Annotated in this window: 12 protein-coding genes; 6 read left to right on the forward strand and 6 right to left on the reverse strand. The window is 72.4% G+C overall.

What is annotated here, in order from left to right; translation table 11 throughout:
* Nucleotides 1–236: 236 nt before the first annotated feature.
* The gene (locus Sru01_RS13410) at nucleotides 237–380 is read right to left on the reverse strand and encodes a hypothetical protein (RefSeq protein WP_203984685.1); all 144 of its coding nucleotides are present in this window, start codon (nucleotides 378–380) and stop codon (nucleotides 237–239) included.
* A 280-nt stretch (nucleotides 381–660) separates the two neighbouring features.
* Between Sru01_RS13410 and Sru01_RS13415 the strand changes: the two genes are divergently transcribed.
* Complete coding sequence (locus Sru01_RS13415) at nucleotides 661–1572, forward strand: hypothetical protein (protein WP_203984686.1); 912 nt, start codon at nucleotides 661–663, stop codon at nucleotides 1570–1572.
* 182 nt (nucleotides 1573–1754) lie between these two features.
* Here Sru01_RS13415 and Sru01_RS13420 read toward each other — a convergent pair whose 3' ends face one another.
* Nucleotides 1755–2723 carry an ArsR/SmtB family transcription factor gene (locus Sru01_RS13420; protein WP_239137387.1) on the reverse strand — a complete coding sequence of 323 codons (969 nt, stop codon included), beginning with the start codon at nucleotides 2721–2723 and terminating at the stop codon, nucleotides 1755–1757.
* Between the two features lie 70 nt (nucleotides 2724–2793).
* Here Sru01_RS13420 and Sru01_RS13425 point away from each other — a divergent pair, with 70 nt between their 5' ends.
* Nucleotides 2794–4017 carry an MFS transporter gene (locus tag Sru01_RS13425; protein WP_203984687.1) on the forward strand — a complete coding sequence of 408 codons (1224 nt, stop codon included), beginning with the start codon at nucleotides 2794–2796 and terminating at the stop codon, nucleotides 4015–4017.
* Between the two features lie 15 nt (nucleotides 4018–4032).
* Here the strand turns inward: Sru01_RS13425 and Sru01_RS13430 are convergent, their stop codons facing one another.
* Nucleotides 4033–5454, reverse strand: coding sequence for an MFS transporter (locus Sru01_RS13430; RefSeq protein ID WP_203984688.1), 1422 nt, complete (start codon nucleotides 5452–5454; stop codon nucleotides 4033–4035).
* 398 nt (nucleotides 5455–5852) lie between these two features.
* Between Sru01_RS13430 and xynA the strand changes: the two genes are divergently transcribed.
* The 3 genes from xynA to Sru01_RS13445 all read left to right on the forward strand — a co-directional run bounded on the left by xynA (nucleotide 5853) and on the right by Sru01_RS13445 (nucleotide 8215).
* Nucleotides 5853–6944, forward strand: a complete 1092-nt coding sequence (xynA, locus tag Sru01_RS35565; protein ID WP_239137388.1) for an endo-1,4-beta-xylanase XynA — start codon at nucleotides 5853–5855, stop codon at nucleotides 6942–6944.
* Nucleotides 6945–7245: 301 nt separating this feature from the next.
* Entirely contained in the window at nucleotides 7246–7767 is a 522-nt protein-coding gene (locus Sru01_RS13440) for a hypothetical protein (protein ID WP_203984689.1), read from the forward strand.
* Nucleotides 7768–7825: 58 nt separating this feature from the next.
* Nucleotides 7826–8215, forward strand: coding sequence for a hypothetical protein (locus tag Sru01_RS13445; protein ID WP_203984690.1), 390 nt, complete (start codon nucleotides 7826–7828; stop codon nucleotides 8213–8215).
* Nucleotides 8216–8342: 127 nt separating this feature from the next.
* Here Sru01_RS13445 and Sru01_RS13450 read toward each other — a convergent pair whose 3' ends face one another.
* The 3 genes from Sru01_RS13450 to Sru01_RS13460 are packed head-to-tail and all read right to left on the reverse strand — an operon-like array spanning nucleotide 8343 to nucleotide 11781.
* A complete protein-coding gene (locus Sru01_RS13450) occupies nucleotides 8343–9080 on the reverse strand; it encodes a succinate dehydrogenase/fumarate reductase iron-sulfur subunit (protein WP_203984691.1) in 738 nt (245 codons plus the stop codon).
* Entirely contained in the window at nucleotides 9077–11002 is a 1926-nt protein-coding gene (locus Sru01_RS13455) for a fumarate reductase/succinate dehydrogenase flavoprotein subunit (protein ID WP_203984693.1), read from the reverse strand. Before Sru01_RS13455 ends, Sru01_RS13450 begins: the two co-directional genes overlap by 4 nt.
* Entirely contained in the window at nucleotides 10999–11781 is a 783-nt protein-coding gene (locus tag Sru01_RS13460; protein WP_275412165.1) for a succinate dehydrogenase cytochrome b subunit, read from the reverse strand. The genes Sru01_RS13455 and Sru01_RS13460 overlap by 4 nt, the downstream gene beginning before the upstream one ends.
* Nucleotides 11782–11976: 195 nt before the next feature.
* Between Sru01_RS13460 and Sru01_RS13465 the strand changes: the two genes are divergently transcribed.
* The gene (locus Sru01_RS13465; RefSeq protein WP_203984695.1) at nucleotides 11977–12912 is read left to right on the forward strand and encodes a LysR family transcriptional regulator; all 936 of its coding nucleotides are present in this window, start codon (nucleotides 11977–11979) and stop codon (nucleotides 12910–12912) included.
* Nucleotides 12913–12940: the final 28 nt, after the last annotated feature.

A 12940-nucleotide genomic window follows, 5' to 3' on the forward strand; every position in this document is an offset into this window, starting at 1 on the left:
GGGGCATCGTCCGTTGGAGACGGGCGGTGTCACTTTCGGTGGAGGGCCGGCCGGTGGGCTCCGCGGCGGGAGCGGCCGGGGCGGACTGCGTCGGATTCATCGGATGGCGTACGCCCATCCGGTCTTCCGGAAAGTCCAGGTCATTCGATATGCGGCCGGTTCAAGAATTCAGCGCGACCGGCGGTTCATTCGGAAAATCAGTGAGAAGCGATTTTTTCGGCTGTGCGGGCGTCTTTTCAGTCCCAGGTGGTGCCGGGGGTGCGGGAGAAGGAGTCCCAGGTGGTGCCGGCTGTCCGGGAGTCCCAGGTGGTGCCCGCGGTCCGGGAGAACGAGTCCCAGGTGGTGCCGGCGGAGCGGAGGGCGGCGGCGGTGGCGTTCATTTCTTTTCCTCATTTCCGGGGAGCCGGTGTTTCGTCCTTACACCATTAACTTTCCGGCATTCACCGGCCCCGGAACAGAGAGAACGGCGGCAGCAAGCTGCACGCCGCTGACCGCTTGCTGCCATCCGCCGCGCCCCGGCATCGGCGAGACCCGGGCGGACCTCTGCCGGGCGCCCCCGGCTCCGCGACCACCGGAGGTCATCTCCGCAGGTCAGCGAGGTGAGCGACCGGTCCCGGCCACGGTTTCCAACTTTTCCTGGAGTTCGCGCGTCATAGGGGCATGAGATCTCGGACAGCCGTCGCGGCGCTTCTCCTGGCCGCCGTGATACCGATCGGCCCGCCCGCGACCGCCGGCACGACCGTCAAGACCGGTGCCGCCGGTACCGCGGCGACGATCGCGTACGCGAAGCTCGCGCCGGACTGGCAGCTGGTGCTGACCGACGGGAGAAAGGTGAACGTCCCGCAGGCGTTCGTCAAGGCGCCCGCCGACGCGGTCAACAGCGGATATCCGGTGCCGTTCGTGATCAGCGAGGACGGGCGGCATTTCTTCTACTACCGCAGATCCGACGGGCTGCTGGTCGAGCGGATGCTCGGCGGCGGGGAGCGGGTGGTGTCCCGGCGGATCACGGTGGACAACGTCGGCGAGGAGTGGCCGATGGTGTCGGCCGACGGGAGTTACGTCATCACCAGGACCTCGGCGCCGGGACTGGGGGTCTTCGTGGACCTGCGGACCGGCAAGACCGCTGGACCGCCGGAGAAGGACGACACCTGGGCCGTCGCGGGGTTCAGCCCGGACCAGCAGCGACTGCTGCTCGCCAAGGAACGCGAACTCGTCGTGTTCGACCGCGGGCTGCGGGCCCGCAAGCGGCTGAAGTCGTCGCTGGAACCGTGGGCGCTGGCGAACGACCACGTCACCGCGGCGGTACCGGTCTGCAAGAAGGACCGGTGCCGCGGGCTGCGCCTGCTCGACCTGCGCACCGGCCGGGCGACCGCCCCGGTGACCGTGCGGTTGCCGAGCGGGCGGTACATCGACGACCTGAACTTCGACCGGGCCGGCCGGGTGATCGTCCGGACGGCCACCCGGACGAAGATCACCTTCTACCGCGCGTCCGCGAAGACCGGCAAGGTGAAGAAGCTGCGCACGGTCACCAGGGTGAAGGGCCGGGTGCTGCCCGGCGACGACCGGCTGTGAGGGCCGGCTGTCACGACCGGCTGAGCGGGCCGGCTAAGAGGCCCGGCTAAGCGGGCCGGTTAAGCGGGCCGGTTAAGCGGGCCGGACGGGCACCCGGCCCGTGGCCGGCTCAGGCCCCGGCGGCCGGGGGTGGGCCCGCCGGGTGAGGTCCCTGACCGGAGGACGCGGCGAACGGCCTCCGGTCAGGGGGCCGCGGTGATGAGGCTCTCGGCCGCGGCGGTGCGGGCGTACAGGACGAACCGGCCGGCCCGGTGCGTGCTGACCAGGCCCGCCTCGCGCAGCGCGGTGAGGTGCTGGGAGACGCCGGCCGCCGAGATGCCGGTGCGGCGTGCCAGCTCGGTGGTGGAGGCCGGCGCGGCCAGTTCGGCGAGCAGCAGGGTCCGGGACCGGCCGATGACGGCGGCGATCGCGTCGGTTCGCGGGGACGGCCGCTGCTCCCACAGCGTGCCGGTGCCGCGGGCGCGATAGGCGACCTGCGGGATCAGCGGCGGCCGTATCCAACTGAGGCTCTGTGAGGCGAACGCGGACGGGACCAGCAGCAGGCCGGGCCCGGGGGTCTCCCGGGTCATCTGGCACTGCTTGCGTACCAGGCGCAGCGTGTTGTCGTCCCAGCTCAGCGAGGAGTGCAGGTCGTCGAACAGGTGCCCGACCCCGCGTTCGGCCGCCTGGCGCGCCCGGTGGTACACGTCGGCGTCCAGCACCGCGCGGATCCGCGCCCAGTAAGGGGCGAGGGCGAGCTCCCAGTAGACCTCGATCTCCGCGATGAGCTTGGCCAGCCGGCCGGCCGGGTCGGCGGCCAGGGCGCGGCGGCGGGGGCTGCCGGGCAGCTTGGCCAGGTCGGCGCGGACATGCTCGGCCGGGGTCGCCCGGATCGCGGCCAGCTCCGCCTCGATGGCCGGGGCGGGGTCGTCCGGCGGCGGGGTGAGGAAGTCGGGGATGTAGCTGCCCGCCGGGACCAGCTCGGCCAGCCAGCCCGAGTACAGGCCGGCCGCGGCCACCCGGGGATGCACCTGGGCGGCCCAGGGGCGGTGCACCGGATGGGTGGTGGTGCCGCGCAGCAGCCGGTAGCTGGTGACGACCTCCCACATCGGAGAGACCGCGAACCGGGTGCGGGCCAGGTCGTCCGCCGAGAAGGCCAGTTCGGAGCGCACGGAAGGCCCTTCGATTCGGTCTGGACTTAATCAGTGGCCACGAGTTTACTTCCGAGCCGAAGATCCCGGCATGTTGTCCACCTTCAGCGGGCTGCCGCGCGCGGCCTGGGTCATCTTCGCCGGGACGGTGGTGAACCGGCTCGGCTACGTGGTGACCCCGTTCCTGGTCTTCTACCTGGCCTCCCGCGGGATCTCCACCGAGCAGACCCCGTACGTGCTCGGCGCGCTGGGCGCGGGCAACCTGGTCGGCCCGGTCGTCGGCGGGCTGCTCGCCGACCGGGTGGGGCGGCGTCCGACGATGCTGGCCGGCCTGGCGGGCACCGCGGTGGCCCAGGGTCTGCTGTTCGTCGCGCCGGGCGTGCTCACCCTGGCCCTGGCCGCCGCGTTCCTCAGCACGGCGGGTTCCCTAGTCGGCCCGGCCGCCGGGGCGCTGCTGACCGACGCGGTGCCGGCCGACCGGCGGCGGGCGGCGTTCGCACTGTTCCACTGGGCGGTGAACATCGGCACCGCGGCCGCCGGCATCCTCGGCGGCTATCTCGCCGGCCACGGCTACTGGCTGCTGTTCGCCCTGGACGCGGTGACCGCGCTGGCCTTCGCCGCCATCGCCGCCACGCTGCTGCCGGCCGGCCGCGGCCCGGCGGCCCGGCCGGACGGGCCGGCCGGTGGGTCCGGCTACCGGGTGGTGCTGGCCGACCCGCTGATGCGGGCGCTGCTCCCGCTGTTCGGCGTCGCACTGATCATCTACTCGTTCACCGAGGTGTGCCTGCCGCTGGCGATCCGCGACGACGGCCTGCCGCCCGCCACCTACGGGCTGATGGCCACGCTCAACGCGGTGCTGGTCGTGGTGTTGCAGCCGATCGCCACCCAGCTGCTGGCCCGGCGCCCGCAGATCCCGGTGTACGTGGCCGCCAGCGTGCTGATCTCCGCCGGCGTCGCGCTGACCGGGGTGGCGGATGGCGCCTGGGCCTACGCCGGCACCGTCGTTCTGTGGTCCGCCGGGGAGGCGATGGTCGGCGGCCTGCAGGGCGCGATGATCGCCGGGCTGGCCCCGGCGGACGCCCGCGGCCGTTACCAGGGGGCCTTCCAGTGGACCTGGGGCATCGCCCGCTTCCTCGCCCTGGGGGCCGGTACGGCCCTGTACGCGACGGCCGGCCCGGCGGTGGTCTGGTGGTTCAGCGCGATCGCCGGAACCGCGGCCGCCCTCGGCGTCGCCGCCCTCGGCCCGGCCATCGCCCGCCGTACCGCTCCGCCGGCGCCGGCTCCCGCCGCCACCCCGGCCACCGCTGACCGGTAGCCGCCGGCCGGGAGGTCAGCGGGGGCCGTCCCGGCCGGCGGCGGACCGCCGCGCGGGTGCGGCGGCGGCGTCGGCGGGGTCGGCGGCCATCCGGGCGGCGGTCAGCCGCCACAGGAGGGCCTGCAGCAGGGCGAGTCCCAGGGCGAAGGGCATCAGGGTCCACGCCCCGGCGTGCTGCGCGATGGTGCCGGCCACCCAGGGGAGCGCGCCGCCGCCGGCGACCGACACCGCGTTCAGCACGCCGATGGCCGTGGCGACCAGCCGGGGCTCGGTCAGCCGCGGCACCACCGCCATGGCGGTCGGGAACAGCGGCCCGAGGAAGAAGCCGAGCAGCACGAACCCGGCGTCCGCCACCGCGGTCACCGGGACCGCCCAGATCAGCGCCACGGCCGCGGTGACCCCGGCCAGGCAGACGAGGGTCATGCCGTTCAGCGTCAGGCCGGCGCGGGCCGCGATCGGGCTGATCAGGAACCGGCCCAGCGTGAGGCCGAGCCAGTAGCCGCTGATCACGTAGCCGGCGGCCAGGACCGGCTGGCCGTGCTCGGCGACCAGGTAGGTGAAGCCCCAGTTGCCGACGCTGAGCTCCAGGCCGACGTAGACGGTGAGGAACGCCGAGGCCAGCAGCACCGCGGGCGTGCGCAGCGCGCGGCCGAGCAGGCCGCCCCGCGCCGGTCCGGCGGCATCGGGCCGCCCGGTGTCCTTGCCCACGGTGTCCTTGCCCGCGGTGTCCTTGCCCGCGGTGTCCTTGCCCGCGGTGTCCTTGCCCGCGGTGTCCTTGCCCGCGGTGTCCTTGCCCGCGAGGCTCCGAGCCCCGGTGCCCTGAGCCTCGATGTCCTGGACCCTGGTGTCCTGAGCCGTGGTGTCCTGGGCCGTCACGCCGCCGGCGCGCGGATGGATCAGCAGGAAGCCCGCCAGCAGCGGCACGGCGAGCAGGGCGAGGATCAGCCACACCATCGGCCACGGCGCCCAGGTGAGCGTCCAGGCGGCCAGCGGCGGCCCGGCCAGCGCGCCGATGCCGAAGAAGGCGTGCAGGTGGTTGAGCAGCCTGGTCGCCGACGGAAGCCGGGTCAGGTACACGTTGAGCCCGGCCTCGAGGACGCCGACGCCGTATCCCGCCACCGCCTGGGCCGCCAGCAGCGCCGCGAACGGCGGGCGGGCCGCGGTGCAGAACGCGGCGAGCGCGAAGACACCGCAGCCGACGGCGAGGCTGCCCCGGACGCCGAGGCGGTGAACCATCGCACCGGTGGCGGAGCTGCCGAGCATGAACCCGGCGGAGATCGCGAAGAAGGTGAGGCCGATCGTCGCGTTGTCGACGCGGTAGTCGGCGATCTGCGCGGGCAGCAGCACGCCGGGCACCCCGGCGTTGATCCCTACCAGCACGAAGGTGATGTTGGCCAGCGTTACCGACGCGCGCCGCCGGCGGACAGAGACGTGCACGAAACCCCCGCTCGCTGTGCGCCGCGCCCGATATGCGGACGGCGCGCCGGTCATGGTAACAGCCGGGCAAAGCCGGCCGGCATCCGCTCGGTCCCCGAAAATTTCACGGCCCGCATTCGCCGATTGCGGTGGTCGGTCGGCGATGGCCAGGGATGACGCACATCAGCAGCCAAGATCACTGTCGCAATTTTCGGCGAATCTTTGACAGTTCCGGGACACGGGCGAACACTTGCGCCGTCGGCGGCCACCGCCGCCGGGATCGCCGGGCCGGGGCCGGCGATCCGGTCGCCGGAGATCTCACGACCGGCCGCCCTCCGCCGGCGGCCCGGCGCACGACACCGGCGCGCGGTGGCGGTCCCCCGGCCAGGCCGGCCCCTTCCCGAGGAGGTACCACGGATATGTACGACGTTCCTGTCCGAGGCCGCGCGGGCGGTCGCGCCCGGCCGGTGGTCCGGGTGCTGGCGGTGGTGGCGGCCGTGGTGACGGCGATGGTGCCGAGCGTGGCGCACGCGGCGGTCACCACCAACCAGACCGGCACCAACAACGGCTACTTCTTCTCGTTCTGGACCGACAGCCAGGGCACCGTGTCCATGGAGCTGGGCTCGGGCGGCAACTACAGCACCTCCTGGCGCAACACCGGCAACTTCGTGGCGGGCAAGGGCTGGAAGCCCGGCACCCGCCGCACGGTGACCTACTCGGGGAGCTTCAACCCCTCGGGCAACGCCTACCTGACCCTGTACGGCTGGACCCGCAGCCCGCTGGTGGAGTACTACATCGTCGACAACTGGGGGACCTACCGCCCCACCGGCACGTTCAAGGGCACCGTCACCTCCGACGGCGGCACCTACGACATCTACCAGACCACCCGGTACAACGCCCCGTCCATCGACGGCAACCAGACCTTCAACCAGTACTGGAGCGTCCGCCAGTCCAAGAAGACCGGCGGCACCATCACCGCCGGCAACCACTTCGACGCCTGGGCCCGGGCCGGCATGCCGCTGGGCAACCACGACTACCAGATCCTGGCCACCGAGGGCTACCAGAGCAGCGGCAACTCCAACATCACCGTCAACGGCACGTCCGACCCCACCCCCACTCCCACTCCCACTCCCACGCCGACGCCCACCCCGACGGCGACGCCGACCCCGACGCCCACCGGAGGGAACGGGAGCGGCGCCTGCCGGGTGTCGTACGTCAAGAACGACTGGAACAACGGCTTCACCGCCGAGGTCGCCGTGACCAACACCGGCAGCGCCGCGATCAACGGCTGGACCCTGGCCTGGTCGTTCTCCGCCGGCCAGCAGGTCACCAGCTCGTGGAACGCGACCGTGAGCCAGAGCGGCTCCTCGGTGACCGCGCGCAGCGTGTCCTACAACGGCTCGCTGGCCCCGGGCGCGTCCGCGTCGTTCGGCTTCCAGGGCACCCACAGCGGGAGCAACCCGGCCCCTTCGGCCTTCAGCCTCAATGGCTCGGCCTGCACCTCCAGCTGAGCCGTGACACCGGCCGCGCGGCAGGGGGCGCGGCCGGCGGGGAACGCGGGGAGCGGACGGCAGCGGATGCCGGCCGCTCCCCGCACGCGTGTCCGGGGCCGTCCCGCGCCGACGGGTGCGGGCTGGGACGGGTGGGCCGCCGGGCCCGGCGAGGCTCAATCCGGTTGAACCTAAAAGGCTTTTACCGCATGCCGAAAGCTGTTGATCGCGCAACGGCGGGTATGTCAGGATGATCCAAGCGATATGTCATGCATTGCGCGACTAGTCCTGCATGGGCGATTGCGAATCAGCGCATTCGCCAATGGCATTCCGCGTCGCGGACCAGACCGGCAGGACACATCTCTCCCAGCGGCCGACGGCCCCGGCGAGCGCCCTCGCCGGCGGCCGCTTCCGCCTGCCCACCAGAAAGGTGACGACATTGAAGACCTGGCGGCGCGCCGGCCTGTACCTGGGGATCTCCTCCCTGGTCACGGCCGGCGCGGTGAATCTGGCGATGCCCGCCCAGGCGGCGGCCTCCTCCAGCGCGATCGTCAAGACCGGCGGCACCCGCGCCGGTGAGGCCTGGTTCAACCGGTCGAACGGCACCCACTCCAACAAGGCGTGGTTCGACGTCTACGACGCCAAATGCGACGCCGAGCCGGTGTACGTCCAGTACTCGATCAACGGCGACCTGAAGGACTACACCCAGGAGAACGACGGCGGCTGTGGCACCACCATGGGCGTCAACCTGCAGACCGGATACTTCACCATCAAGTACCGCGTCTGCGTGGACAACGGGGTGTTCAGCGACAGCTGCTCCAGCTGGAAGTCCGACCACAACTAGCGGCGGGCCTCCGGCGCGGAGGCACCACCCCGATCGCACGAAGGAGAGGGCGAGAACGATGGGTCGCCTGCTCAGGAACATCACGATACTGGCCGCGCTGGGCACCGCCCTGGTGAGCACCACCACGCCGGCCCAGGCCGCCGCGTCGTCCAGCTCGATCGTCAAGACCGGAGGAACCCGCGCGGCGGAGGCGTGGTTCAACCGATCGGACGGCTCGCACGCCGGCAAGGCGTGGTTCGACGTCTACGACGCCAAGTGCGACGCCAACGACGTGTACGTCGAATACCAGATCAACGGCGGGAACAGCCAGGAGAAGTACAACTCCGGCGGCTGCGGGACCACCAAGGGGTACAACCTGCAGACCGGATACTTCGCGATCGTCTATCGCGTCTGCGTCGACGACGCGGGCTACAACACCTGCGGAACCTGGCGGTCCGATCACAACTAGGCGCACCCGGCGACCGGGGCAAGTCCGAGCGCGGAGGTGAGGACCATGCGCCCCAGCAGGCGGAGGCGACGGGGAGCCGTCCCGGAACCAGAAGGTCCCGGTACGGCTCCTCCGCTCGTTCACCGGGTCATTTGACGGCCTTCAGGTAGTCGCGGTTCATCCGGGAGATGGTGTCGAGCGAGATGCCCTTGGGGCAGACCGCGGTGCACTCGCCGGTGTTGGTGCACCCGCCGAACCCCTCGGCGTCCATCTGCTCGATCATCGCGACGGCGCGGGCGTCCCGCTCCGGCTGCCCCTGCGGCAGCAGGCCCAGGTGGGTGATCTTGGCCGCGGTGAAGAGCGAGGCCGACCCGTTCGGGCAGGCCGCCACGCAGGCGCCGCAGCCGATGCAGGTGGCCGCGTCGAACGCGTCGTCGGCGTCCTCCTTCTTCACCGGGATGCTGTGCGCGTCCGGCGCCGAACCCGCCGGGACGGAGATGAACCCGCCGGCCTGGATGATGCGGTCGAACGCCCCCCGGTCCACCACCAGGTCCTTCACCACCGGGAACGGCGCGGCCCGCCACGGCTCGATGGTGATCGTGGCGCCGTCGGCGAAGTGGCGCATGTGCAGCTGGCAGGTCGTGGTCGCGCGCTGCTCGCCGTGCGCCACCCCGTTGATCACCATGCCGCACATGCCGCAGATGCCCTCGCGGCAGTCGTGGTCGAAGGCGATCGGGTCGTCGCCGTCCAGGATCAGCCGCTCGTTGAGGACGTCCAGCATCTCCAGGAACGACATGTCGGGCGAGACGTCCTCGACCCGGTAGGTCACCATCCGCCCGCGGTCGTCCGGGCCGTTCTGCCGCCAGACCTTCAGGGTCAGGTTCACTTGTAGCTCCGCTGGGTCATCGTCACGTACTCGTAGTCGAGCGCTTCCTTGTGCAGCACCGGGCCGGCGTCGCCGCCGTGCTCCCAGGCCGCGACGTAGGCGAAGTTCGCGTCGTCGCGCAGCGCCTCGCCGTCCTCGGTCTGCGACTCGGCGCGGAAGTGGCCGCCGCAGGACTCGGTGCGGTGCAGCGCGTCCAGGCACATCAGCTCGGCGAGGTCGAAGAAGTCGGCCACCCGGCCGGCCCGCTCCAGCGCCTGGTTGAGGCCCTCCTCGCCGCCGGGCACCTTGACGTTCGCCCAGAACTCCTCGCGCAGCTCGGGGATGCGCTCCAGCGCCTTGCGCAGGCCCTCCTCGGTGCGCTCCATGCCGCACAGGTCCCACATCAGGCCGCCGAGCTCGCGGTGGTAGGAGTCGGCGGTGCGGGTGCCGTCCACCGACAGCAGCCGGCCGATCCGGCCGGTCACCTCGCCGAGCGCCTCGGCCACGTCGGCCTGGTCGACCGCGCCGAACGGGCCGTCGGCCAGGTAGTCGCCGATGGTGGTGGGCAGCACGAAGTAGCCGTCGGCCAGGCCCTGCATCAGCGCGGAGGCGCCGAGCCGGTTGGCGCCGTGGTCGGAGAAGTTGGCCTCGCCGATCACGAACAGGCCGGGGATGGTGGACTGCAGGTCGTAGTCCACCCACAGGCCGCCCATCGTGTAGTGGACGGCGGGGTAGATGCGCATCGGCCGGGAGTAGGGGTCCTCGCCGGTGATGCGCTCATACATCTCGAAGAGGTTGCCGTACTTCTTCTCCACCGCGGCGCGGCCGAGCCGGCCGATCGCGTCGGCGAAGTCCAGGTAGACGCCGAGGCCGCCCGGGCCGACGCCGCGGCCCTCGTCGCAGACGTTCTTGGCGGCCCGGGAGGCGATGTCCCGGGGCACCAGGTTGCCGAACGCCGGGTAGAGGCGCTCCAGGTAGTAGTCGCGCTCGTCCTCGGGGATGTCGCCCGGCGCCCGCTCGTCGCCGGCCCGCACCGGCACCCAGACCCGGCCGTCGTTGCGCAGCGACTCCGACATCAGGGTCAGCTTGGACTGGTATTCGCCGCTGACCGGGATGCAGGTGGGGTGGATCTGCGTGTAGCACGGGTTGCCGAAGTAGGCGCCGCGCCGGTGCGCCCGCCAGATCGCCGTGGTGTTGCAGCCCTTGGCGTTGGTGGACAGGAAGAACACGTTGCCGTACCCGCCGGTGGCGAGCACGACGGCGTCGGCCAGGTGGGTCTCGATCTCGCCGCTGACCAGGTCGCGGACGATGACGCCGCGGGCGCGGCCGCCGCTGACCACCAGGTCGAGCATCTCGTGCCGGGTGTGCATCTCGACGGTCCCGGCGGCGATCTGGCGCTCCAGGGCCTGGTAGGCGCCGAGCAGCAGCTGCTGGCCGGTCTGGCCGCGCGCGTAGAAGGTGCGGGACACCTGGGCGCCGCCGAAGGAGCGGGTGTCCAGCAGCCCGCCGTACTCGCGGGCGAACGGCACGCCCTGGGCGACCGCCTGGTCGATGATGTTCACGCTCACCTGGGCGAGCCGGTGCACGTTGGACTCGCGGGCGCGGAAGTCGCCGCCCTTGACGGTGTCGTAGAACAGCCGGTGGATGGAGTCGCCGTCGCCGCGGTAGTTCTTGGCGGCGTTGATACCGCCCTGCGCGGCGATCGAGTGCGCGCGGCGCGGCGAGTCCTGGTAGCAGAACGACTTGACCCGGTAGCCCAGCTCGCCGAGGGTCGCGGCGGCCGACCCGCCGGCCAGGCCGGTGCCGACCACGATGACGGTCAGCTTGCGCTTGTTGGCCGGGTTGACCAGCCGGGCGGAGAAGCGCCGCCGGTCCCAGCGGTCCTCGATCGGCCCACCGGGCGCCTTGCCGTCCCGGATGGGCTCGCCGATCGTGTACTTCACTTCACCACTCCGATCATCACGGCGACGGGGACGGCGACGAAGCCGAGCACCAGCACGGCGGCGGACGCCGCGGCCACCGCGCTCAGCGTGCGGCGCGCGCGGCCCCGGACCAGCCCGAGGGTCTGGAAGGCGCTCCACAGCCCGTGCCGCAGGTGCAGGCCGACCATGGCGACGGCCAGCACGTAGAAGGCGGTCACCCACCAGCGCGACGGGTCGAACCCGGCCACCATCCGGTCATAGGGGGTGGCGGCGGCGCCCTTGGGGTTCACCGCGCCGAAGGTCAGGTCGAGCAGGTGCCAGACGACGAACAGCAGGATGATCACGCCGCCGTAGCGCATGGTGCGGGCCACATACCCGCCGGCCCGCCGCCGGGGCCGGGCGGCGTACCGGACCGGCCGGGCGGCGGACGCGCGGCGGGCCAGCGCGACGGCCGACCACATGTGCAGCAGCACCGCCGCGACCAGCAGCACCTCGGTCACGGTGAGCAGGGTGCGGCCGGGCAGCGCCGGCTCGCCCACCGTGCGCAGCCAGGCGGCGTAGTCGTTGAACGCCCCGGCACCGAGGAAGATCTTTAGGTTGCCGACCATGTGCCCGATGAGGAACAGCACCAGGACGGCTCCGCTGACCGCCATGACGGCCTTGCGGCCGTTGGTGGTGCCGAGCAGGCCGGCCGGCCCGCGCCGCCGCCCGCCGGGCGCCTTGGGGGTGGGGGCCTTCTTCACGGGTGCGCGCCGGGGCACCGCCGCGGTCGCGGCGCCCCGCTCGATGGTCGATGTCACATCTGCCGACGGTAGGCAGCGTGCGCGCATGCGTCCAAGTCATGCGGGGCCTGGTACCGATAGCCGCCGGGCATGCCCGGTGCCCCGCGCGCCGTCGCGGTGGCGGCCGGCCGCCGCCGATGCGAGCAATCTCACATCGCGGACGTGCGCGCGCCCGGCTCCGCCCGGCCCGTCCCCGCCCGTACGCTGGCAGGCGTGCAGCTACAGCAACTCGCGTCCTTCGTGGCTGTGGCCGAGACATCGCACTTCACCCGGGCGGCGGAGCGGATGCGGCTCGCCCAGCCCTCGCTCAGCAAGCAGATCAAGGCCCTGGAGACCGAGCTGGGCGCCCCGCTGTTCAGCCGGGCCAGGGGCAACGTGACCCTCACCGCGGCCGGCGAGGCGCTGCTGCCGCTGGCGCGCCGCATGCTGGCCGACGCCGACACCGCGCGCCGCGAGGTGGCCGAGCTGGCCGGGCTGCGCCGCGGCCGGGTCCGGCTAGGGGCGACGCCGTCGCTGTGCGCGGGCCTGCTGGCCGAGGCGCTGGCGCGCTTCCACACCGGTTATCCCGGCATCGACCTGCTGGTGGAGGAGGGCGGCTCGCGCGACCTGGTGGGCGACCTGGCCCGCGGGCGGCTGGACCTGGCGCTGATCATCCTGCCGCTGCACAGCAGCGACCCGTCGCTGGTGACCGAGGAGATACTGAACGAGCGGCTGGTGGTGGCCTCGCCGGCCGAGACGCGCGGGCGCCGGGCCTACCTGCGGATCGAGGAGCTGCGCCACCGGCCGCTGGTGATGTTCCGCCGCGGTTACGATCTGCGCGAGGCCACGCTGGGCGCGTGCCGGCAGGCCGGCTTCGAGCCGCGGTTCGCCGTCGAGGGCGGCGAAATGGACGCGGTGCTAAGGTTCGTCGAGGCCGGCCTCGGGGTCGCGGTGGTGCCGTCGATGGTGCTGGAGGGGCGGCCGAAACTGGCCGGCGTGCCGCTCGCTCCGGGGCTTCGGCGCACGATCGCGCTCGCTCACCGCAAGGACGTGGAACCGACCCGGGCGGCCCGCGCCTTCCGCGCTACGCTGCTCTCCTATCTGTCGGAAGCCGCCGAGGAAGGATGTCTGCCGCAGGGTGTCGAACTGGTCCGGCTCCCGGGTGACTGACCCGCCGCGCACTGGGTCGCCAGGGCGG

The sequence above is a fragment of the Sphaerisporangium rufum genome (assembly GCF_016863395.1).
Classification (GTDB): domain Bacteria; phylum Actinomycetota; class Actinomycetes; order Streptosporangiales; family Streptosporangiaceae; genus Sphaerisporangium; species Sphaerisporangium rufum.

What these genes read in the sequence shown, in the direction of transcription:
- Sru01_RS13410 (WP_203984685.1), bottom strand. Translation starts at nt 380, where the DNA reads ATGAACGCCACCGCCGCCGCCCTCCGCTCCGCCGGCACCACCTGGGAC.
- Sru01_RS13415 (WP_203984686.1), top strand. Translation starts at nt 661, where the DNA reads ATGAGATCTCGGACAGCCGTCGCGGCGCTTCTCCTGGCCGCCGTGATA.
- Sru01_RS13425 (WP_203984687.1), top strand. Translation starts at nt 2,794, where the DNA reads ATGTTGTCCACCTTCAGCGGGCTGCCGCGCGCGGCCTGGGTCATCTTC.
- xynA (WP_239137388.1), top strand. Translation starts at nt 5,853, where the DNA reads ATGTACGACGTTCCTGTCCGAGGCCGCGCGGGCGGTCGCGCCCGGCCG.
- Sru01_RS13440 (WP_203984689.1), top strand. Translation starts at nt 7,246, where the DNA reads ATGGCATTCCGCGTCGCGGACCAGACCGGCAGGACACATCTCTCCCAG.
- Sru01_RS13445 (WP_203984690.1), top strand. Translation starts at nt 7,826, where the DNA reads ATGGGTCGCCTGCTCAGGAACATCACGATACTGGCCGCGCTGGGCACC.